Source organism: Gemmatimonadota bacterium, assembly GCA_009838845.1.
Classification (GTDB): Bacteria; Latescibacterota; UBA2968; order UBA2968; family UBA2968; genus VXRD01.
This window is the reverse complement of record VXRD01000095.1, coordinates 19,207-42,283: the sequence shown is the minus strand read 5'-3', so window position 1 is coordinate 42,283 and position 23,077 is coordinate 19,207. Positions and strand designations below refer to the sequence as shown.

The following is a 23,077-nucleotide window of genomic DNA, read 5'->3' as shown; positions in this document are numbered from 1 at the left end:
GCTATCCATCTGGAGGAAACCGATGCCCGATCATCCTTTTATCAAAAAAAACGCGGGTGTTGAAGTGATCGCACACCGGGGAGGCTGGCGGTTGTGGCCCGAAAATACACTGTATGCTTTTCAACATGCCGTAGATCTCGGCGTAGATATGCTGGAAATGGATATCCGCAGTACAAAAGACGACCATATCGTGGTCTTTCACGATGAGACCGTAACGCGCACGACCAATGGCAACGCGCGTGTAAATGATCTAACACTTGCAGAATTGAAACAGTTAGATGCGGGATACAAATGGACGGCTGACAAGGGCGCGACTTTTCCCTTTCGCGGAAAAGGAATAGTAGCTCCAACGCTGGATGAAGTCTTCGCGTCTTTTCCGCACATGCGAATGACCATTGAAATCAAACAGAAAGAGCCGGATATTGTCGAGGCATTTGGCAACCTGATTCGCCGCCATGGGATGCAGCACCGCGTGCTGGTCGCGTGTTTTGACACCGGAACATTGAAGCGTTTTCGCAAGCAGTTTCCCGAAGTAGCAACATCGCCGGGCATGACGGAAGGAATGATTTTTTACGCCCTGTGCTGGCTGCACCTGAGCGCGGTTTACCAGCCCAATGTCGAAGTATTGCAGTTCCCACTAAAAATGGGACCGATAAATGGTAGCCATCCACGCCTTTTATCAGGGGCACGCAAAAACAATATACAGGTGCAAATATGGACTGTGGATGACGAATCGAAAATGCGAATGCTGATTGAAAAAGGGGTAGATGGCATCATCACTCGCCGGCCGGACCGCCTGTTAAAAATACTCGGGAGAGAATAGGCCTTTCACAAACGGAATAAATACCATGTCTGAACAAATCAACTTGCTTTTTATCTTAACAGACGACCAGGGATATTGGGCGATGGGATGTGCGGGCAATTCGGAAATTCGCACGCTAAATCTGGATCTATTGGCCACAACGGGATTGCGCTTTGAGAATTTCTTTTGCGCGTCGCCAGTCTGCTCGCCGGCTCGGGCTTCCATTTTAACGGGCCGCATTCCATCGCAACACGGCGTACAGGATTTTTTGCGGGCAGGCAATTCAAATATTTACGGCGCAGATGATCGGGCTATCGAATATCTATCGGGACAAACAGCATATACAGATATCTTATCTGAACGGGGTTACACGTGTGGTTTAAGTGGCAAATGGCATCTGGGCTATTCGGAAAAACCGCAGAAAAGTTTTGCGTTTTGGGATGTTCACGCAAGTGGCGCGGGACCGTATTACAATCCCCCGATGATTCGCGACGGCAAAGCGTATCAAACATCGGATTACGTGAGCGATCTGATTACAGATAATGCATTGGAATTTTTGGAAACCCAAAAGGACGCAGATCAACCATTCTGCTTAAATGTCCACTACACAGCGCCTCACGCGCCCTGGGGGCGCGAACACCATCCGCCAGAATTATTCGAAGATTATTACCAAAACTGTCCTTTTGAATCAACCCCCGATGAGCCCATGCACCCCCAGCAGTTGTCAAAGACGGGGTCATCGGGTTCTTTGGGATTTACAAAAGAAGAACGCAGTGAAACGCTTAGCGGATATTTTGCCGCCATGACCGCAATGGACGCCAACGTGGGCAGGTTGCTGGATTGGCTGGAAGCCAATGGACTGCGAGAAAATACACTCATCGCATTTACAAGCGACAATGGAATGAACATGGGACATCACGGAATTTACGGCAAAGGCAATGGAACATTCCCGCCAAACATGTTCGACACCTCGGTGAAAGTCCCCATGCTCTTTTCGCATCCAGGTCGCGTTCCCGAAGGCAAAGTTATTTCCTCACTGCACAGCCATTACGACATCATGCCGACCTTACTGGACTATCTCAACGTAGAAAATCCCGACTCCGATTCCCTTCCCGGACGCAGCTTTTCCGCATTGCTGGAAGGACGTGCTTTAGATAGCAACGACAAGGTGGTTGTATATGACGAATACGGTCCCACGCGAATGATCCGCACTGCGGAATGGAAGTACGTCCATCGCTATCCCTATGGACCTCATGAACTCTACGATCTGGTAAACGACCCGGATGAACGACAAAATCTGATCGCAGAACAAAAACACCAGCCCATTCGGGAATCGCTACAAGCCGATCTGGATACGTGGTTTGTGCGCTATGCCGATCCCGAGCGGGATGGCTCGCGCGAAGCCGTGATGGGCAGAGGACAGTTAGACATTGTTGGACCTGCTGCAAAGGGGCGGAAGCGGTTTGGCGATGATGTCGTTTTTGAACGCGACAACAAACGGAGGTCTTGACAATGGCAGATCTACTTTCCGAACGCATTGTACGCATTGAAAAAGTAATGTTAAAAAGTCGGCGTCCCCGCTTTGTGGGCGTAAATTCCAAAGGCGGACCAGGAGGCAATATAGTTACGGATCACGTCGTTCGCATCCATACAGATAGCGGAGCCGTTGGCGTTGGCTGGTCGCGCATAAACCGCAAACAGGCCGAACAATTCTTGGGAAAACAATTGAATGAACTCTTCGCATTGCCCAACGGCTGTCTGAAAGCGGGAGAAAGTATCGACTTACTACTGTGGGATCTGGTGGCAAAACTCTCGGATATGCCATTGTACAAACTGCTGGGCGCGCGCGGTTCTCGGCAAGTGGAACTCTACGACGGATCGGTCTATATCGACGATCTGGAAGCGACAGATGACGAAGCAGTGGCAATTTTCCAGGAAGAAGTAAAAACCGGCCAGGAACACGGGTTCAAAAATTTTAAAATAAAAATTGGGCGCGGAGCAAAATGGATGCCGATTATGGAAGGACTGGAACGGGATGTAATCGTCATTCAAACAATTCGAGAGGCAGCGGGACCAGACGCCAAAATTCTCGTTGATGCCAACAATGGCACAACGCTAAATATTGCCCAGGAAATTCTCAAACGGTGTGAATCCGCAAGGATCTACTGGTTTGAAGAAGCCTTTCACGAGGAACGGGGTTTCACCGAACCATTCAAGGCATTTATCCAGGCCTCTGGTTATGACACTTATGTCGCAGATGGCGAGTCAAAACCACCGTCGAATTTTTTTGACATGGTAGAACGCGGCTGGATTGACATTGTGCAACACGATTTTCGCGCCAGAGGATTGACCTGGTGGAAAGCGACAGCGGATATGATTGCCCCCTGGGATGCGCAATGTGCCCCGCATTGCTGGGGCAGTATTATCGAGCGATATGCACACGCACATTTTGCCGCTTCGATTCCAAATTTTTGTCTATTAGAAGCAGCGCCAGCAAATACGCAGGGCATAGTACTCGACGGTTGGAAATTTCGAGACGGTCACCTCATCGTGCCAGATACGCCGGGAACGGGATTTGACCTCGCACCGGAAACAATTGCACGGGGAACACGCGAAGAAGGCGGGTTTTGCATTTCTGTATAAAAAGGGATAACTATGGCAAATAACACACTCGTAGTAGCTACCCCCCAGGACGCCGACATGTCTGCCGACCAACTCGAACGAGCTTTTAACCTGCTCACAGCCGCCACAGAAGCCGGACAAATTGGCGCGGCCTCGCTGACGGTTACACGGCACGGCAAGGAAGTCTTCGCCCGGGGATGCGGGCAACAGCACCCTCGCACACGCCAGCCAGTCGATGCGGACTCGATATTTCTCCTCGCCTCAATCACCAAACCCGTTACAGCCTGCGCGCTGATGATCCTCGTAGATCGGGGGCTGATCTCACTCAACGACCCGGCCATTGATTATCTACCCGAATACACCGGCGGCGACCGCCCCACCGTCAAAGTGCGCCATTTGCTCTCGCACATATCCGGCATGCCCGACATGCTACCCGAAAACACCAGCTTGCGACAGGCGCACACACCCGTAGCTGGCTTCGTAGAACTAGCACTCCAGACGCCCTTGCTCTACAAACCGGAAACCGATTTTTGCTACCAGAGCATGGGCATCTTGCTCGCAGCCGAAATTGTCGAACGAGTCAGTGGACAGCGATTGCGCGACTTCGAGCGCGAGGAGATCTTTGCACCGCTGGGAATGGCGCAAAGCGCATTGGGCATGGGTAATTGGACACTTGAAGACCTGGTATGGTGCGGAACGGACGCCGAAGAGGACGAAGAACAACAAAGCTGGGGTTGGAACTCCCCTTACTGGCGCGACTTTGGAGCGCCGTGGGGCGGCATGCACAGCACCGGACGCGATCTGGCGATCCTATTGCAAACCATGCTCAACGGCGGCACTTATGGCGATCAGCGCATCTTCAGCTGCGCCGCAGTCGCAACAATGACACAAGATCAAAACGGTGCACTCAATGCGCCCTGGGGAATCGGTTGGGGCGTATCCGGAGCGCGGGTGTGGGGCTTTTGGGGCGACCTGGTATCGCGGCGAACCTTCGGACATACCGGAGCGACCGGCACAGTAGCGTGGGCAGACGCCGAGCGTCAACTCAGTTGCGTAGTGCTCACCAACCAGATGGTCGCCGACGGAAGCCTCCTGCGACGGGTTTCCAATGCAGTCGCAGCAGCAGTGGAAGAATAGTTTCCACCCATACACTAAGGAGACATTATGAATACCGCAGCAAAAACGCGACAGACCAGACGTGACCGCGAGCGCATTGCATGGTGGGAAGAAGCGCGGTTTGGCATGTTCATTCACTGGGGCGTGTATGCGATTCCCGCGGGCAAATGGAAAGGCAAAGCCATAGAGGGCATCGGAGAATGGATTATGCGCCGCGCTGAAATTCCCGCCGCGGAATACGAACAACTCGCCTCACAATTCAATCCGGTAAAATTCGACGCCGATGCGGTTGCCAAACTCGCGCGGGATGCAGGTATGAAATACCTCGTTATCACGGCAAAACACCACGACGGCTTTGCCATGTATGACTCCCAGTGCAGCGACTACGACATCGTCGATGCCACGCCTTATGGCAAAGATATTATGGCAGACCTATCCAAAGCCTGCCAAAAATACGGCATTCGCCTCTGCTTCTACTATTCTCAAGATCAGGACTGGCACGACCCCAACGCCTCTGGAAACAACTGGGATTTTGATCCCGCGACCAAAGACTTCGCCTATTATCTCGAAAACAAAGCCAAACCCCAGGTGCGCGAGTTGCTCACGCAATATGGGCCTATCGGCCTGATATGGTTCGACACTCCCGTCTCCATTTCCCTGGAACAGAGCCAATCGCTCTCCCGTCTCGTCCACGGTTTGCAACCCGACTGCCTCGTCAGTGGTCGCGTGGGCAATGGCGTAGGGGACTATGGCAGCCTGGGCGACAACCAGATCCCCACCGGTCGCCTCGAAGGCTACTGGGAGACACCCGCCACCCTCAACGATATCTGGGGCTATAAAACCGATGACCACAACTGGAAAAGCGTAAAAACACTGCTCCATCTTCTCGTTGAACTCACCAGCAAAGGCGTCAACTACCTGCTCAACATCGGGCCGCGCGCCGACGGCAGTGTGCCCCAGCCCAGTGTCAATCGCCTTCGCGCCATTGGCGAATGGATGAAAACCAACGGCGAAGCGATCTACGGAACCAAAGCCACGCCATACCCCTATGAATTTCCCTGGGGCGGCATCACGCAAAAAGGCAACCGTCTCTACTTGCTCTTTACCACATGGCCCGGTGAGCATTTCACCCTCCTGGGCCTGCGCAACCGCGTTACAAACGCGACCTTGCTCGCCGATAAAAGCGCGCACATTGACGTCTCTCAAACCCGCGACAGCGATTGCGATATTCTAACATTGCGCCTGCCCGAATGCCCCGACCCAAATGTCTCAGTCATCGCCCTCGAACTCGATGGCGCACCCGATGTCGATCAAACCGCTCTCCAGCAAACCGATGGCTCTATCACCATGATCGCCAGCATGGCAAACTTGCACACGTCCGAGACGGGAACGCAGATCCGCATTGGCGAAACTGGTGTAATTCAAGACTGGTTTGACACATCCAACTGGATCGATTGCGACTTCAAAGTCTTCAAACCCGGCACCTTTGAAATACGCGTTCACACCAGCACGCTCCGCCGCGTCCGCGAATGGACAGGTGGCCATGAAGTACGCGTTGATATTGCGGGCAGTACATTCCGAAAAACCATCACACCCGACGTCTGGAGCGACAGCCCCAAAGCGCAGTATTTCCCCGAAGCCGCAACCATTATCGGCCAGGTCCAACTCGACAACCCCGGCCTTTACACTATCGAAGTCCGCGCCGAATCCATCAACAAAGAATCCCGTGCCGGACTATCCGTCTCAGCCATTTCTCTGACGCGCCAATAAACGAATAGGAGGATACCATGCCACTGGAAGTATGTGCCCTATCACCCGAAAAGATGGAACTGCGGGAATACGAGGTACCAAAAGTAGGAACAGGACAGATGAAAGTGCAGAGCCTGTACGCTGCGGCCAAGCACGGAACCGAGTTATCGGGGATAAAAGGTGACAGCGCGAAACGCGGACCTTATGATCCGGAACTCCAGGTATTCCCAAACACGGGCAAAGGGCGGTCGTCTCGGACGGGCAATATGTTTATAGGCACTGTAATCAGCGAGGGCGTAGATAGGTTCGCAGAAGGCGACGTAGTGCTGAGCTACGGACCATTTAGAGAAGTCCATGTCATCTCGACCGAACGGTGCTGGAAAGTACCAGAAGGATTTTCGTGGAAATCCGCGGTCTGTTTGGACCCGGCGGATTTTGCCATGTGTGCGATCAGAGATGGACAGGTGAGAGTCGGAGACGCTGTGGCCGTATTTGGGATGGGAGCCATTGGCCTGATGGTCGTACAAATCGCCAAATTATCCGGGGCATATCCAATCATCGCGGTCGATCCATTGGAAAACCGCCAAAAAGTGGCTCAAATCTGCGGTGCCGACCTGATCCTCGATCCCACAACCTGTGATGCAGGCGTAGAAATCAAAAAAGCAACCGGGAACCGGGGCGTGGATGTGGCAATTGACTACAGCGCCAATGTACACGCCCTGCAAGCAGCCATACGCGGCGTGGCATTTGGCGGCAATGTGGTAGCTGGCGCTGCGCCAGCACCTTATGGTCCCGGGCTGGATCTTGGCGCAGAAGCGCATTACAACCGCCCCAATCTCATATTTTCGCGGTCCTGCAGCGACCCCAACCGCGAATATCCCCGATGGGACGAAAAACGCGTTTACGCCACTTGCTGGCGACTGCTCACCGAAGGCAAACTGACGGGCGAACCCATTGTAACGCCCATAGTCGCTTTTGCAGACCTCGTCGCAGAATATCCCAAAATCACCAGCAACCCCGAGCAGAATATTAAATTAGGAGCTTATTTCAAATAGATCATCCCAACACCCGCACATCCCCTTGCCGGATGGTTATGCCCTGGGTATCGAAATAATTCAACAGCGGCACGGCAAATTTGCGCGTGGTGCCGATCAGACTGCGAAAAGTCGATACATCGATCTCCCCATTTTCTTTCAGATAATCGACCAGTTGCCGCGCCACCTCTTCCATCACCTCCGGATGAAAGAGCAACGTATCGTCCAGGCGCACCAGATTTCCCATAGCCTGCATCGCCGACACCACATCTCGCACAGAGCTGGCATTGACCTGAATTGCATCGGGCAGCGTCTTCAAGTCCTCAGGCGTCGTCCCCCCATCTTTTAATACCCGCACAATCGCATCGCGAATTTCCTCTTGTTGGGGCGTCAACGCAATTTTGTAATCGCGCAACCCGATCAGCGCGTTATCGCTTCTTAAGATACCTTCGCGAACGAGATATTCAACACCCTGCGCAAACAAATCGTCAGACGGCGTCCCCTTCACCAATGCGCGAAGCTCCTCGCGTCTCGCACCTGGCCGGAGGGGATGCGCCTCGTGAAAAACCCGCATCGCATCGCCAATCCCGTCCAGCAATTCCCGCCAGCACATCGCGTGGACATACATCGCTTTACCCGCCTGAACAAAAGAAACCACATCACCCGAATTGGCGAGCGCAGTTAACTGACCCTCAATCCCACTCGCAGACACCGCCATCTCAGACGCGAGTTGCAGTACAGTTCGCGGTTGCAATCGCGCGGCCTTTAAGCGCGTCAACAAAACCTGTGTGGGATCATCCTGCTCCAATTCCCGCAGTGCATCATTGACATCATCCCGAAACCGCCGATGCTTCACGGGTTGCGGATCCAGCACCACGCCACCGCCCAGCGTTTGCACCGGTGAATACCGCCGAATCACAAAACGGTCTCCCCGCGCGGCAACGCCCGGTTCCTCCAGTCGCAACTGCACCAGTTGCGACTCACCCGGCAACAATGTCTCACCTTCAAGCAACACCACGCGAGCCAAAACCTCTCGCGGTCCCATAAGCAGATGTACGCGCGTGCGATTTGTCACATGCGCGGGTGCATCGGGTAGCATGTGCAAGCGCGCATCGATCATATACGTCGTCTCAAAATACCCCGGTTGTGCCAGAAGATCACCCCGCGACACTTCATCTACTTCGACCCCGCTTATATTAATAGCCGCGCGCGCGCCCACCTGTGCCACATCCACATCCCGCCCATGCGTTTGCACGCCGCGCACTCGAACACCTTTGCCCGCTGGCAACAGCGACAATTCGTCTCGCACGCGCACATCCCCTGAAATCACAGTACCCGTCACCACAGTTCCAAATCCCTGCACGGAAAAAGTGCGATCAACGGGCAAGCGAAAAATACCCTGGTCTGGCCGTACCTCAACCCTTGCAACCTCCGCCTCAACCGCCGCGCGCAACGCATCGATCCCCTCACCCGTGATCGACGATACGGGCACAATCGGTGCATCCTCCAAAAATGTATCTGCAAACACCTCCCGCAATTCCTCTTCCACCAGCTCCAGCCACTCTTCTTCTACCAGATCAACTTTAGTCAACACCACAATACCGCGGGGCACGCCCAAAAGATTCAAAATACCCAGATGCTCGCGCGTCTGCGGCATCACCCCATCATCGGCAGCCACCACAAAAAGTGCCAGATCAACCGTACACACCCCCGTCACCATATTCTTGACAAACCGCTCGTGCCCGGGCACATCGATAATGGTCACATTATCTTTCCAATACGCAAAACCAATATCAATGGTCACGCCGCGATCGCGCTCCTCGGGCAAAGTATCGGTCTCAATACCCGTCAATGCCTTAACCAGTGCCGTCTTGCCGTGATCAATATGCCCGGCCGTTCCAATAATCACATGCGCCATCAACCCCGCGCTCCTTTTTGTACCGCATCGCCCACAATACTCACCTCGTCATCTCTGATCGTGCGCAAATCCAGAAATAACTGGTCACCGCGCACATAGCAAATAACGGGCGGATCATAGCGGCGCAACGCATTGGAAAGGGACAAAATATCGCCACCGGAAATTGCGACTGCAACACTCGGGATATTTTCCAAAGGCAGCGCACCACTGCCAGTTTGAGCCTGAGAATCGACCAATTCACATGAAAAACCCTCAAGTTCACCGATCATCCGCAACAACTTCTGACCACGCCGCTCAAGCATTCCCACAGGCTCCGTCAACATGCGAAGTGTGGGATGTTCGCGCGCTAATGCCTCTGGATTTAAAAACAACTTCAACGTCGCCTCCAGCGCGGCATACGTCAGCTTTCCACAACGCAACGCGCGCATCAAGGGATTTTTGCGAATTTGTTCTACGACATTTTGTTTCCCCACAATAATCCCACACTGAGGCCCGCCGAGAACCTTGTCACCACTAAACATCACCACATCTGCCCCGGCGGAAATACTATCAGATACCAGCGGCTCGTAGGGCAATCCGTAATCCCGCAAATTGACCAGCACACCGCCGCCCAAATCGTGCGCCACAGGCACGCCGCGTTGTCGTCCCAACACCACCATATCTTCCAGTGCAACTTCGGCGGTAAACCCCATCACCTTGTAATTGCTCGGATGCACCGCCAGCATCACCCCAGTATTTTCCGTCAAAGCGTTTTCGTAATCGCTCAAATGAGTGCGATTGGTCGTCCCCACCTCGACGAGTTGCGCCCCACTGCGCGACATAATATCGGGAATGCGGAACGATCCCCCAATTTCGACCAGTTGCCCGCGCGACACAATCGCCTCTTTGCCCCCAGCCAGTGTATTTAACGTCAACAAAACAGCCGCTGCATTGTTATTTGCAATCGCAGCGGCCTCGGCGCCGGTCAACTCACACAACAATTTTTCCACAAGCGTCGTACGCGATCCGCGTTGTCCAGTATCCAGATCCAACTCCAGATTGCTATACGAACCAGCAATATCGGCAATATGTTTCACCGCAACATCGGACAGAGGCGCGCGTCCCAAATTGGTGTGCAAGATAACCCCGGTCGCGTTCACAACACGCCTGAGATTTGGCGCAAGCTGGTCTGCCAATTGGATCTGCACATCCCCAACAATCCATTTAATCAACGCCTCACGAGACTTCCCCACCGATTCGCCATCGCGCATCATCCCCCGCACGCGGTCTATCGCCTGCCGAATCATATCGGTCAAAACAGACGTCCCACAGTGCTTTGAAAGCGTCTGAATCGCCTGTTCATTGAGCACCCTATCCACACCGGGAATAATTGAATAATCTACATTCTTTTTTAAATCACCATTCATAGCCCACCGCCCTACGGCACAATCTTAAACGCAATCTCCTTCTTCACATCGCGATCCGCCAGCAAATCCGTCACTTTGACGCGGACTTCTTGACCGCCCGGCTCGGCGTCTTTCAAATCCAATTCGACATACGCCGTATCTTCTATAGTATCACCCGATTGCTCATAGGAAATCACCACTTCTCGGCGCTTCTCTTGCAAGCGCAACATGCGACCCAACCCGCGCAACGCGCGAATCGGCGCAATCCCTTTTTCCTGAGCGCGAAAAGAATAGTCCACGCGATACCTCGTTCGTCCAAATTCATCGCGTTTCAAATTGTACACTTCAAAATAGACAAATGCATTTTGATCTGGGCGAAACGCCTTTGACGCCATTGGAATAATTTTTAATCCGCGTTTTTGAAACGGACCTTGCTCTTCACTCGGCCCAACAAAAAATGCAAGGGCAATATCGCTCATCAACAAATCATCGCGCTGCGAAAAATCTGATACGGCCAATGATTGCTGATACACCTGCGATTTTCCCGACACTACATCGCGGATCTGGAAAGAGAGATAGTGCAACCCCGCTTCAATCTCAAACGCGAGCACACCCGGAATAAACGCCCCATCCAACACTTGCTGGTCTGACGGCGCCTGAAATGTCAATTGATCCTGCAAGCGATAGACCTCTGTCCACAGGCTATCAAACATCGCAAGACCCCGGTCCAGCATCACCTGATCGGTTTTTTCATCAATGGGCAACCGCGCCATTTCCTCCGCTGGCAATCCATAGTAGATTTCCAGCCGCGTCGCGCCATCTTCGCCGCGAAACCCAGCGGGAAAATAATAAAAATCAACGGGAAGCTCGGCAATATCTGCATCGTAAACAGAGGGCTGATGCGCTGCCACTTGCCGCAAAACCACCTCGCTCTGATACGCCAGCAAATCCGTTGTCAAAGACAGACTCAAGCCCTCGGGCATCGGAGCAAATTCATACCTGTTCCCCTTGCCGCGGCGCACAAAATCGAACTCTGTACCCCCCTCCAAATCCGCATACACCCAGTATTCCCACCACGACATCGCTGGCACGGGAAAAATGGGTTGTCCGGGCCTGATCCTCAGAGCAATGCGTCTGCGATTCACGTAATTTTGCCGCGCATCCTGTATCTCACGATCCATCTCATTTTGAATATCGCCCGACTTGCTCGTGTGATCGGGTTTGCCAAACCGCACATAAACCTCGCCCCGATCATCCCACGGGAACTGTCCCTGACCGTAATATTGCCGCGCATACGCCACGCGCCGGTAATGCTCAATGAGCCGTTCATTTGCCTTTGTCAACGGCGAGGGATCCAGGCGTCGCCAAAAGCGGTCGATCAACTCTGCGCGTTTCTCTGTATCCGCATCCCGGTAAATTTCCAGATCATCGGGAAATGCCACCTGCGCCAAATCGCGATAGAGCGCCTGCTCTTCTTCTGACAGGTCTTTGATATACTCTTCAAACAGCGCCTGCGCCTTCGCATAATCCCGAACGGACTGCGCCTGAACCGCCTGTACCAATAGCGGATCGTCAAAACCGCCCTCCTGCGCCCAAAGCGTTGTACTCAACGCACACAGTGTCAGAAAACCCGTCAATATCGCCTGCATAACAACCACCTTGTAAAATGTAGGTATGCCATATAAATAGAATCTACCCCATAATCCCCCGACCCGCAAAGAAAATTTCCCTCATTTATTGACAAGCACCACACCTGCATGTATCTTTTTGGTCTATTTTTCAAAATACGCAAAAAACGTTTATTCCTCTCCTGTAACCTCGCATTTGTGATACGAGTTCCAATTTAATTTTTCAGAAGGAGTTCTCCATGGCAGTTGCTGTTCAAAGTGGCATTGACAAAATCGCGGACTACCTCGGCAATGAAGCCGACGACTTGCTCGATTATGAAGCACTGGTAAATAAAAACTTTCTCACACTACCCGGTCCCGACTTTATCGACCGGGTCTTTGCAGACTCTGACCGCACCATTCCCGTGCTCAACAACCTGCAACGCCTCTACGGTGCGGGACGGCTCTCGGGCACCGGGTACATTTCCATTCTACCCATCGATCAGGGCATCGAACACTCTGGCGGCGCGTCCTTTGCCCCCAACCCCATCTACTTTGACCCCGAAAACATCGTCAAACTCGCCATAGAAGGGGGTTGTAATGCCGTGGCAACCACACTGGGCGTACTCGGAATGGTCGCCCGCCAATACGCCCATAAAATCCCCTTTATCCTCAAATTTAACCACAATCAATTACTCACGTACCCATCCCAATACGACCAGGTCGTATTTGGCCAGGTCGAACAAGCCAGGGAAATGGGGTGTGCGGGTGTAGGCGCCACAATTTATTTTGGCTCACCCGAATCCAACCGACAAATTGTCGAAATCAGCGAAGCATTTGCCCGCGCACACGAACTGGGGCTATTTACCGTACTGTGGTGCTATTTGCGCAACTCGGCATTTGCGACCGACGACATCGACTACCACGAAGCCGCGGACCTCACAGGACAGGCCAACCACCTCGGTGTCACCATTGGCGCAGACATCATCAAACAAAAATTGCCGACCAACAACAACGGTTACACAGCCCTGAATTTTGGACGCACCCACGACAAAGTCTATACCGAACTCACATCTGATCATCCCATTGACCTGTGCCGCTATCAGGTCGTCAATTGTTACATGGGCAAAGCCGGACTGATCAATTCCGGGGGCGCATCCTCAGGCGCCAGTGATTATGCCGAAGCCGTGCGAACCGCTGTAATCAACAAACGCGCCGGAGGCACCGGCCTCATCTCTGGGCGCAAGGCATTTCAACGCCCCATGCACGAAGGCATCCAACTCCTCAACGACATCCAGGACGTCTATCTCTGCTCCGATGTAACCATCTCCTGATTCACGTATAAAAAAAGCGGAGCTTTCGATCTGCCGAAGGCTCCGCTTTTTGTTTTATCTTCTCGGGCTCTCATTCAACCAACTTCTCACCGTCGAAAATCATTTTATCCTTTTCGTAAATCGCACCCGTTTCTTCATCCAACTCGTACTTCATCAACTGCCCCATAGACATGTGGTTAAACACCTCTTTGGGATCGCCGTATTTTTCCAGCAATTTTTCAATTGGGCCTTCAAACTCATAGGTCCGGCGCTTGGGCCGTTCGCGCGCTCTGCGCTCGGATTCTTCCTTGCTCAAAATGGGCAATCGCTCGGCGGTGGGGCCCAATCGACTCGCGTATTCCTGCCGCCTGCGGTACTGATCGTGCCGCTTTTCAACCTCGTCCTTGTCCTCTTCTCGCTCCTTGTGACTGAGCAAATCTCCTTCCCGCTCTGACCACTTTTCCCGCTCCCGCTCGCGCACATCATCGCGGCCCACTTTTCGCATAATATCTCGCAGTGAATCACTCATCTCTCAAACCCTCCAAAGCCAGACAAATTTAAGACTATCGAGTAACCAAAAAATAACGCACCACATCCCGCTTGTCAAAAGGTAAATCCCACTTTTAAAACATCGGGGTTGACGCGGACCCTCTTTGCATACATATTGCAGCCATACATACCCTGCGAAAGGAAATACATGTCCAACTTGGAGCAACTTATCAATATCATGGCGCAATTGAGAGGGCCTGCGGGCTGCCCGTGGGACAAAGAGCAAACGCACCAAAGTCTGAAACCCTATCTCATTGAAGAAGCCTATGAACTCCTCGAGGCGATTGACTGCAATGACGATGGCGAAATCAAAGAAGAACTGGGCGACCTCTTGCTACAAGTCGTCTTTCACGCGCAAATCGCCAGTGAAGAAAACCGATTTACCATAGACGATGTAGCCGAAGCCATCGCCGACAAACTCATCCGCCGCCATCCGCATGTTTTTGGCGACACACAAGCCGATACACCCGACGAAGTCATCAAAAATTGGGAAGCCATCAAAGCCGAAGAAAAACCCGACAAAAAAGCCTCTCTACTCGACGGCGTACCGCAACACCTGCCAGCACTATTGAAAGCGCGCAGACTTCAGGAAAAAGCTGCACGGGTGGGATTTGAATGGGAACACATTGCAGATGTGGCTCAAAAAGTAAGGGAAGAAACAGAAGAATTAATGCACGCACGAGAAACCGGCGCAATAGAAAAGATCCAGGAAGAATTTGGAGACTTGCTATTTGCCCTGGTCAATCTCGCTCGATTTCTCCAAATATGCCCCGATGAAGCACTCATACAAACCAACAGAAAATTTCAATCGCGCTTCCAGTACATCGAAACCGAACTGTGCAAGCAGGGCAAAACACCTGATGACGCTACACTTGAAGAAATGGACGCGCTTTGGGAAGCCGCAAAAAAAGAGAATCAGCCCCAAAAATCGTAGTGTGCAGACAACTCTAAAACGGGAATAGGAGCCGATTCCCAATCGTCAATCCAGCAAATAATGCTATCACATGCCATATAATCGAGATTTTCGCGCTCGAAATCACTGCTACGCAACACGGCGTGCGCTCGAACCGGCAATTCATTACTCGACAGAATATAATTGGGAAAAGCTTCCTGGGATTTGAGCACCTCAAATCCCAACTTGTCGTAAACCCGAATAAACAACTCGCGGACATTGGTCGCATTTCGCACAGCCGGATACGTCAAAAGTAGTTCTTGCTTAACAGAAGCCAGTTGTTTTTCAATAACATCAAGCGTACTCTGGGGAACCGTAACCGACTTTGCATTTTTGCGTTCCAATTCGGCTTCGACCCGCTTGAGAGCCAACTCGGCGACCTCTTTGGAATCGCTAATTGACTTCCGCACGCGCTTGCCCTCTTCATCGTAATACCCGATCCACCATTTCTTTCCCCGCTGATAAAGCCACGCCATAGTGTGCTCCCACCGCAAAACGTCAGTGTGTCTTATAGATAGCCACAAAAAACGACAAAAACAATTTACTACTGATACTATACAATATATTGTGTATTGTTCTCAAAACAAAGCACAATATATAAAACAAAATGTGGCTAATAGCCACAAAATGTCCATCAAATAATAATCTAAGCCACATTTTTACGCAACAAAAAGAAAACACTCCAGCATCAAAAATGCTGGAGTGTTTTTATAAGCTGACGATATCCCTTGACATTTCTTTAGACAATTGTACAATTGATAGTGTCTTTAGGAGACCATTATGAACATTGTAATTGATACGTCAGCGATTATTGCGGTGATTGTAGCCGAGCCTGAAAGAGACGCGATTATCGCAGCTACATCGGGTCACACACTCATTGGTCCCGGTTCTATTCCCTGGGAAATTGGAAATGCTTTCTCCGCGATGATCAAACAACGTCGTATTGGTGTCGCGGATGCACAACGGGGTCTGGAGATTCTCGATAGTATCCCGCTGCAATACGTGAACGTTGACATGGCAAATGTTCTGTCCATCGCAGCCAAGGTGAATGCATACGCATACGACGCGTACTTATTGGACTGCGCCTTGCGGCATGCAGCGCCCTTATTAACGCTGGATCGAACACTTAGACGGGCTGCAGACGCACTCGGTATCAATCTCGTTAATTTGGAGGGGTAAGATGGAAGTATATACATACTCGGAAGCCAGACAAAAACTCTCCAGCGTACTCGACAAAGCTGAGTCAGCGGGTAAGGTCCTTATACGGAGAAAAGACGGCAGGACTTATGCCCTGATGCCAGAACGTCCCACCGCGTCACCACTGGATGTTCCTTCAATTGACGCAGACATCTCTACGCAGGACGTCGTCACACTTGTCAGGCAACAGAGGGGTAGAATAAGAGGGTGGCGTCAACGCGCCCAATAACGCACATCTCAACCACCGTCCCATCTGTCATCGCGGCATGATGTTAGCCGCGATCCAAAATATATTGAACATCCCTGTTGTTGATCTGGATGATGATCAACTCGACACAGAATTTGGCTATCCCTCATTTTATTTCCCGAATTTTTCCCCAAACAATCGCTGCAGCGTGGACATCTTGAATCGCCAGACCGCTCGAATACGCAATACAGCCCTGTCCGCGCAAATGTTCTAAATGTCCCAGTGCCGCGTGCCCGATATTTAATATCTCATCCTCCTCGCCTTTCACCCAGCGGGGCGCCTCATCTCTCTGGCACAACGCGAGAAACTCACCCGACTTCAGCACCTGCTCACCGTGATCGGGCACAACAAATCGCCGCGTCAACAATCCCGGATCCAATTGCGTGGAACGTCCATCCCCCCCAATCACAGAAATATGCACATAGCTTTTCACATCGAATAAAATCGGCTCAGGCGTTGGCACAGAAGTAAAAATGGCATCTGCCCCATCAATACAGGTCTCAATATCCGCGACCACCTCCAGATCACAGGAAATATCCCCTCTAACTTCTGCTTGATATGCCGCGCGTCTCTCGGCCGTCCTGCTCGTTACGCGTATAGTCTCTGGCGCCAGAGCCACATCAATACACCTGCCCAGAGCCTGTGCAATGCGCCCCGTCCCCAGAATCGCCGCCGTGCGTACCGGCGACTTCGCCAAATATTTCGCGCCCAACGCACCCGCCGCACCCGTACGCATATTGGTAATACGCTCTGCATCAAACGAAATGCGGTCACCCCTCCGCATATCCTCTAACTCAATCACAGCGGTTCTCGAACCCAACCGCCCCACCTTGACATCCGAACGCTCTTCGATAACCTTTTGTCCCGTAAACCTCCCCTTCCACCAGCCCGGCATCACCAGACGAAAAAGATCCATCTCACCCTCGCGCGAAACCTCTTCTTTGCGCAGCGGACTGACCATTTTTCCAAGACCATAAAGCCGAAACGCCTCGTCGCAACTCTCGACAAAATCCCGCGTCGTCATAACCGAAGCGATTTGTTCATCTGAAATATACTGTCTCATGTATTATCTCCTGATTCGTCTATCCATTGACATTTGTTTTGGGGCGATCTATTTTAGGACTACAGGGATACAATATAATCAACTAAACTGGATGAGGTAACGAGTGAGATTACTTGCACTCAAAACAGCCTCTCTAATTTTACTTCTTGGGGAGATTTTCATGGCACAACCAACTCATGCCGATCGCCCAATGTACACTATTTATCGCGCAGGCACACCAATTGTAATTGACGGGCGCCTGAATGAACCCGCATGGGTGGCAGCCCCAGACGTGGGAGCCTTTGTATTTCCGTGGTACGAATCGGGAAAAAAAGAACAAACAGTAGCCAAAATACTATGGGACGACAATAATTTATACGTTTCATACATCTGTGAAGATGCACATATTTGGGCAGAACACACCGCACGCGATTCCGACGTGTGGAAAGACGACACCGTCGAAGTATTCACCGTACCCAATCCCAATCAGCCCCAGGCTTATTTTAATATCGAAATGAACGTACTCGGCATCTTTCTCGACCAGTTTCATCCACAAGGTCCCGACGCACCCGTGCCCGGCGAGTGGAACGGCGAAAGTATTCAGGTCAAGACACAAATCGTCGGCACATTGAACGATGACAGCGACGAAGATAAATACTGGATATTGGAAGCAGCCATACCCTTTGCAAATTTTGCACACGTCGCCGTACATACCCCCCCAAAAACCGGTGACATCTGGCACCTAAATCTAAATCGCCTGGGCGGAAAAACCAATGAGCAATTCAGCCAGTGGTCGGGCAGCCGCACGCCGGAACCGCAATTTCATTCACCAGATGATTTTGGGCGGGTAGTATTCTCGGATAAGGCGAGTCCATTCTGGAGATAATCGCAAAAGGAGAAAAACATGTCACAGACATTGCCATTGCTCGAAGTCAGTGGTTCGCCAACTGAGCGAGGTCAGGCGCAGGGTGAGACATTTAAGGAACTAATCCGGGACCTTGTCACCGTCAATTTTGAGGATATGGTTCACGGAACACAGGGCTATCTGACAAAAGAGCGCGTGTATGAAATTGTATCAACTTACGCGGGACCCAACCGCGACTATGCACCCCATCTGTTTGAAGAGATGGAAGGAATCGCCGAGGCAGCGGACGTACCCGTAGAAGACCTACTCGCATTAAACGGCTTTTTGGAATTACACGATTATTATTCCGATGCATTTATGGTATCGGGTTGCACATCATTCATGGTTCCGGGAGACACATCGGGCGAAGGTGCGTTAATCGCGCAAAATTACGACCTCTCGTCAATCTATGCAGCAGCAGCAATTTTGATCAAAGTCAAAAACGAACACGCACCCGACGCGCTCTTTTACACATCTGCCGGGATGCTGGGCTGTGCCGGAGTAAACAATGCGGGCATTGGCGTCGTCATCAACAACCTCGTGCCATCAGATGCATCGGGCGGCGTGCTTTATCCCTTCATCATTCGGCGTATCCTGGAATCCGTGCGAATCGGAGATGCCATCGATGCAGTGATAGCAAAACCGAGAGCATCGGGTATGAATTACGTAATATGCGATGAAAATGGTGAAATATACGACCTTGAAACCACAGCGCAAGAATACGAAGTCATCTGTCCCTTTGATGGTCCCATGGCCCATTCAAATCACTACCTGACCGACCGGCTCAAACCCTTTGAGCGGCGTCAATGGGATCAACGCGGTCAGAGCATCTTGCGCTGGGGACGTGCGACCAGGTTGTTAAAATCCTGCGACAAACGCAATGCAGACGCCCTGAAAAATATGCTATCAGACCGCGTAAATACCCCCGTGGGAATATGCCGCCACAACGAAATTCACAATGGCGAAGCCTGCGGTCAGACCATTGCCGGCATCGTGCTCGATCCCCCGGGACGAAAAGCTTGGTTCACCAGAGGACCGACCGGTGAAAACGAGTGGGGTGAATATAGTCTAAACTAAAAAAAATCCGCATTCCTGTTGAGACCGTTGCGAGAGGTGATCCTTCTGTAACGGTCTTTTTTCTTGAATAATATACAAATGTGCAGTATATTTTTTAGAATATTGAAGCGAACGAGAGGCTGAAGACATGCCATCATTGCACATTGACGAGACCAGTGTAAGGTCGGTACTCGTGCCTCAAAATCCACCCGGCGAACCCATAACTGAATACACACTCAACCCCTATTCCGGCTGTGGCATGGGATGTGCCTATTGCTATGTGATGAAATTTCCATTCGCCTACGAATATCCCAAAGCATGGGGTGAGTGGGTACAGCCAAAAATGAACGCGCCTTTTTTGTTAGGCAAGGCGCGTGCCAAAATTTATGGGCGCAAAATTTTCATGGGATCAGCAACCGATCCCTATCAATACATCGAGCGGAAATATCGATTGAGCCGACGCTGTTTAAAAGTGCTGGTGGATTGCAATCTGAAGGCTCTAACCGTGCATACGCGCAGTCATCTGATTTTGGACGACCTGGATTTATTGACGCAATTTGGTAGTCGATTGCGAGTGGGATTTTCCGTGCCGACGAATGACGACCGGGTTCGCAAACGCACAGAGCCAAAAGCACCGAAAATCGGCGTGCGTCTCAAAGCGATGAAACAATTGCGTGAGGCTGGCATTCACGTCACCGCATCTCTTGCCCCCGTACTGTATTGTCAACCGCGCCAATTCGCCGAACAAATAGCCGAAGCAGCCGACGGGGTGTATTTTGGCAAGATGGATTATACAGATAGGACTGGAATAGCATCCATGCCAAAAGCGCGACGCTATTTTAACAGTCTTACATATCGAGAATTGATTGCAGAACTCAAAGCGGAATTGATCAATGTAGGGATGTTGAAAAGCGAAAAATGACCTACTCTCATCTCCCCCCACTCGCCGCCGTAATAAACCGCCTCTCCCTTTGACTTTTGAGCACCTGTTGTTCAATACCTTCTGGATCGCCCCAAATTTCCAATAGCCGGTCGCGCATGGCATCGCGTATTTCTTGGTGTTGTGCCGACTCTGACAGATCGTTAAACTCATTCGGATCTTCTGCAATATTGAACAACTCAAGCGGATCTCCCGGGCTCATATTGAGTTTGTAATCGCCCTTCTTGAGCATGCCCACGGGGTGGATAACACCGTGCGCGAGGTATTCACAAAAGGCTTCGTCCTTCCAGGTCTCAGTCTCGCCATTGATCAACGGCAAAAGGCTATCGCCGTCAAGGGGCGCAATATCCAGCGAAGCACCAGCAGCTTCGATTATGGTAGCGACGAGATCGACGAGTGAAACATTTTGCGCGACGCGCAAACCACCCGGAATATGCCCGGGCCAGACAATCTGAAGAGGCACGCGGGAGGACGCCTCATACATATTTGATTTGCGCCACATGCCGTGTTCACCATTCATTTCCCCGTGATCTGAGGTATGCACAATAATCGTATTCTCAAGCTGGCCGGTTTCTTCGAGCGCATCGATAAGCCGGCCTATTTTTTCGTCCAAATACGTGATAAGTCCGTAATAACCCGAGCGTCCCCTCCGCACAAGTTCTTCAGGAAAATCGGTCATACCAAACATCAGGCGCAGGCGTTTGTAAACCGGGTGCATATTTTCCAGATGGCCCTCGGGAATTTCGGGCATATCAATTTGATCGCGCGGATACATGTCCCAGAACCGCCGCGGAACCACAAGCGGAAAATGGGGTGCAATAAACCCCACATTGATACACCAGGGCTGTTCTTTGCGAGCGGGATCTTTGATATACGCGAGAGCAGCCTCTTCAACCTGATCATCAACCTGTATCTCAGTCGTTGTACCTGGCCCCGCTTGGGCAATACCGCCCCAGGGCCTCTGAGCTTCAACAACCCCCGCATCCCAATTGCCCTCGCCGCGCGGAACACCATTCTTTGTCCACAATTCCGCATGCAAATCGCGCGCGAGTTGCGTGCGAAAACCGTGCAATTGATCAAGACCACAAAAGTGCTGTTTACCCGATATCACAACATCGTAACCGACATTTCGCAAGCGATGCGCCCACGTAACCGTATCCGACGACATGGGAAAACCATTGTCATAAGTACCAATGCGATTGATATAACGCCCCGTCATAAATGACATTCGCGACGGACCGCAAATCGGCGAATTGCAATACGCATTATCAAACGTGACCCCCATATCGGCCAGACGCTCCATATTGGGCGATTGCACCAGTAAATGCCCGTGAATACTGCTGTATTGAGGGGCGTGCTCATCAGACATAATAATCAGAATATTGGGCTTATCAGACATAAATACTCCTGTTCTTCACGCCGAAATCATATCCGTGGGTTCACCGGCTTGATCGGCGAGCGCGGTATCAAAGATATTTTCAAGCGTACACTGCGGTTCGTATCCAATGAGTGTGCGCGCCTTGCTATTGTCAGACCAATAGACCCACTGCATGGGAACCTCAACCTCAAAAAGAGGAACACCCGTTATCTCCGCGAGATAAGCTGCAACCTCGGGAAAAGCGAGCGGCCGATAAATCGGCGCATTAAACGCTTCACCCACTGCAGCGGGATGGTCTAGCGAGCAAATACACGCCCGTGCAGTATCGCGGGCATCAGAAGGCGACCACATCCACGGACGCCCCTCGCGATCGGTGACAGCACATGGTTGATCGGGACGCTCGGCGTGGTCGAGCATATCCCGTGCAATAGCCGCGCCATCCGGATGATAAATACCACTTTGCGGATTATTCGCGGCATCGCGGATGCGTCCTGCCACAAACTGAACATTCCAACGCCCCAGCACTTCTTTGCCCGCAAACATGCCAGAAGGACGAATAATGGACAATTGGAGACCGTGTCCATTCATATAGCCTTCGGCCATCGCTTCGTTGATATATTTCAGCGTGCCATAAAGTCCACTCGGGCGTTTGGGATGGATTTCATTCACCGGCTGATAACAGGGCGGAATATGCTGATTGCCCATGGGATAAACCGCGTCGGTGCTGACATGGACAAACCTGTGGAGTTTATCGGCAAATGGTGCTGCCGCTTCAAAAAGATTGTACGTACCCGTAACATTAATCTCGTAAAACGTCTGATTGTCCATACCGCGCGGTGGACCCAGAATATTTGCCGTATGAACAACCGCATCTACACCATCCACAATACTGCGACACAACGCCGCATCTCTGAGATCGCCTTCGATCTTTTCAATATCAAACGGATCGAGCTTGAATTTCTTGGGATCATCGGGAAGAATCAGCGCGCGAACATCATCCCCACGCTCAACCAACTGCTTGACCACATTCGCGCCCAAACGCCCCGTAGCACCCGTAACGAGGATTTTACTCATAGTTACCTCTGATAAATTTTCTTATACTCTGGACAAGCGATGTACAACTTCAAACCGCTCGGACTCAGTCGGCTGCGACCAGAGATCACTTGCGCCACTCATAACGGTCTCCCGCTCGGGGGGGGGGGCGCCGGCCCGCGGGGCTTTTTTGATCGACCCCAAAAAAGGCGGGCGGGATGGGGGGGAGGAGGG

At 51.7% G+C, this 23,077-nt stretch carries 21 protein-coding genes; 13 read left to right on the top strand and 8 right to left on the bottom strand.

Annotation, left to right across the window (positions count from 1 at the left end):
• Nucleotides 1-22 precede the first annotated feature (22 nt).
• From F4Y39_12155 to F4Y39_12130, 6 genes are read left to right on the top strand one after another with little or no spacing between them, the layout of a single operon-like run.
• Entirely contained in the window at nt 23-823 is an 801-nt protein-coding gene (locus F4Y39_12155) for a glycerophosphodiester phosphodiesterase (protein MYC14471.1), read from the top strand.
• A 25-nt stretch (nt 824-848) separates the two neighbouring features.
• A complete protein-coding gene (locus tag F4Y39_12150) occupies nt 849-2,312 on the top strand; it encodes a sulfatase-like hydrolase/transferase (protein ID MYC14470.1) in 1,464 nt (487 codons plus the stop codon).
• Between the two features lie 2 nt (nt 2,313-2,314).
• Nucleotides 2,315-3,445 carry a hypothetical protein gene (locus F4Y39_12145; GenBank protein MYC14469.1) on the top strand — a complete coding sequence of 377 codons (1,131 nt, stop codon included), beginning with the start codon at nt 2,315-2,317 and terminating at the stop codon, nt 3,443-3,445.
• A 12-nt stretch (nt 3,446-3,457) separates the two neighbouring features.
• Nucleotides 3,458-4,561 carry a beta-lactamase family protein gene (locus F4Y39_12140; protein ID MYC14468.1) on the top strand — a complete coding sequence of 368 codons (1,104 nt, stop codon included), beginning with the start codon at nt 3,458-3,460 and terminating at the stop codon, nt 4,559-4,561.
• Nucleotides 4,562-4,588: 27 nt separating this feature from the next.
• Nucleotides 4,589-6,310 carry an alpha-L-fucosidase gene (locus F4Y39_12135; GenBank protein ID MYC14467.1) on the top strand — a complete coding sequence of 574 codons (1,722 nt, stop codon included), beginning with the start codon at nt 4,589-4,591 and terminating at the stop codon, nt 6,308-6,310.
• 17 nt (nt 6,311-6,327) lie between these two features.
• Nucleotides 6,328-7,344 carry a zinc-binding dehydrogenase gene (locus F4Y39_12130; GenBank protein MYC14466.1) on the top strand — a complete coding sequence of 339 codons (1,017 nt, stop codon included), beginning with the start codon at nt 6,328-6,330 and terminating at the stop codon, nt 7,342-7,344.
• Nucleotide 7,345: 1 nt separating this feature from the next.
• Here the strand turns inward: F4Y39_12130 and selB are convergent, their stop codons facing one another.
• Genes selB through F4Y39_12115 form a run of 3 tightly spaced genes read right to left on the bottom strand, consistent with a single transcriptional unit; the run spans nt 7,346 to nt 12,275 of the window.
• Nucleotides 7,346-9,241: a selenocysteine-specific translation elongation factor gene (selB, locus tag F4Y39_12125; protein ID MYC14465.1), complete on the bottom strand. Its 1,896-nt coding sequence runs from the start codon at nt 9,239-9,241 to the stop codon at nt 7,346-7,348.
• Nucleotides 9,241-10,647: an L-seryl-tRNA(Sec) selenium transferase gene (locus F4Y39_12120; GenBank protein ID MYC14464.1), complete on the bottom strand. Its 1,407-nt coding sequence runs from the start codon at nt 10,645-10,647 to the stop codon at nt 9,241-9,243. The genes selB and F4Y39_12120 overlap by 1 nt, the downstream gene beginning before the upstream one ends.
• 11 nt (nt 10,648-10,658) lie before the next feature.
• Nucleotides 10,659-12,275, bottom strand: coding sequence for a GWxTD domain-containing protein (locus F4Y39_12115; protein ID MYC14463.1), 1,617 nt, complete (start codon nt 12,273-12,275; stop codon nt 10,659-10,661).
• 218 nt (nt 12,276-12,493) lie between these two features.
• Here F4Y39_12115 and F4Y39_12110 point away from each other — a divergent pair, with 218 nt between their 5' ends.
• Nucleotides 12,494-13,567: a class I fructose-bisphosphate aldolase gene (locus tag F4Y39_12110; protein ID MYC14462.1), complete on the top strand. Its 1,074-nt coding sequence runs from the start codon at nt 12,494-12,496 to the stop codon at nt 13,565-13,567.
• A gap of 70 nt (nt 13,568-13,637) precedes the next feature.
• On the opposite strand, the gene F4Y39_12105 is transcribed toward F4Y39_12110, so the two are convergent.
• A complete protein-coding gene (locus F4Y39_12105; GenBank protein MYC14461.1) occupies nt 13,638-14,075 on the bottom strand; it encodes a hypothetical protein in 438 nt (145 codons plus the stop codon).
• A gap of 168 nt (nt 14,076-14,243) precedes the next feature.
• Between F4Y39_12105 and mazG the strand changes: the two genes are divergently transcribed.
• Entirely contained in the window at nt 14,244-15,029 is a 786-nt protein-coding gene (gene mazG, locus F4Y39_12100; protein ID MYC14460.1) for a nucleoside triphosphate pyrophosphohydrolase, read from the top strand.
• Here the strand turns inward: mazG and F4Y39_12095 are convergent.
• Nucleotides 15,011-15,523: a hypothetical protein gene (locus F4Y39_12095; protein MYC14459.1), complete on the bottom strand. Its 513-nt coding sequence runs from the start codon at nt 15,521-15,523 to the stop codon at nt 15,011-15,013. The genes mazG and F4Y39_12095 overlap by 19 nt on opposite strands.
• Nucleotides 15,524-15,827: 304 nt before the next feature.
• On the opposite strand from F4Y39_12095, the gene F4Y39_12090 reads away from it, so the two are divergent.
• Both F4Y39_12090 and F4Y39_12085 read left to right on the top strand, forming a co-directional pair.
• Nucleotides 15,828-16,226: a type II toxin-antitoxin system VapC family toxin gene (locus tag F4Y39_12090; GenBank protein MYC14458.1), complete on the top strand. Its 399-nt coding sequence runs from the start codon at nt 15,828-15,830 to the stop codon at nt 16,224-16,226.
• Between the two features lies 1 nt (nt 16,227).
• On the top strand, nt 16,228-16,473 hold the full coding sequence (locus tag F4Y39_12085) for a type II toxin-antitoxin system Phd/YefM family antitoxin (GenBank protein ID MYC14457.1): 246 nt from the start codon (nt 16,228-16,230) through the stop codon (nt 16,471-16,473).
• Nucleotides 16,474-16,597: 124 nt separating this feature from the next.
• Here the strand turns inward: F4Y39_12085 and F4Y39_12080 are convergent, their stop codons facing one another.
• Nucleotides 16,598-17,554 (bottom strand): hypothetical protein, encoded by a 957-nt coding sequence (locus F4Y39_12080; protein ID MYC14456.1) that lies wholly within the window; start codon nt 17,552-17,554, stop codon nt 16,598-16,600.
• A gap of 160 nt (nt 17,555-17,714) precedes the next feature.
• On the opposite strand from F4Y39_12080, the gene F4Y39_12075 reads away from it, so the two are divergent.
• The 3 genes from F4Y39_12075 to F4Y39_12065 all read left to right on the top strand — a co-directional run bounded on the left by F4Y39_12075 (nt 17,715) and on the right by F4Y39_12065 (nt 20,415).
• Nucleotides 17,715-18,419, top strand: a complete 705-nt coding sequence (locus F4Y39_12075; protein MYC14455.1) for a hypothetical protein — start codon at nt 17,715-17,717, stop codon at nt 18,417-18,419.
• A gap of 18 nt (nt 18,420-18,437) precedes the next feature.
• Nucleotides 18,438-19,514 carry a hypothetical protein gene (locus F4Y39_12070; protein MYC14454.1) on the top strand — a complete coding sequence of 359 codons (1,077 nt, stop codon included), beginning with the start codon at nt 18,438-18,440 and terminating at the stop codon, nt 19,512-19,514.
• A gap of 127 nt (nt 19,515-19,641) precedes the next feature.
• Nucleotides 19,642-20,415, top strand: a complete 774-nt coding sequence (locus F4Y39_12065) for a radical SAM protein (protein ID MYC14453.1) — start codon at nt 19,642-19,644, stop codon at nt 20,413-20,415.
• A 7-nt stretch (nt 20,416-20,422) separates the two neighbouring features.
• Here the strand turns inward: F4Y39_12065 and F4Y39_12060 are convergent, their stop codons facing one another.
• Both F4Y39_12060 and F4Y39_12055 read right to left on the bottom strand, forming a co-directional pair.
• Nucleotides 20,423-21,832, bottom strand: coding sequence for a sulfatase-like hydrolase/transferase (locus F4Y39_12060; protein ID MYC14452.1), 1,410 nt, complete (start codon nt 21,830-21,832; stop codon nt 20,423-20,425).
• 15 nt (nt 21,833-21,847) lie between these two features.
• Complete coding sequence (locus tag F4Y39_12055; GenBank protein ID MYC14451.1) at nt 21,848-22,885, bottom strand: NAD(P)-dependent oxidoreductase; 1,038 nt, start codon at nt 22,883-22,885, stop codon at nt 21,848-21,850.
• Between the last annotated feature and the right edge of the window lie 192 nt (nt 22,886-23,077).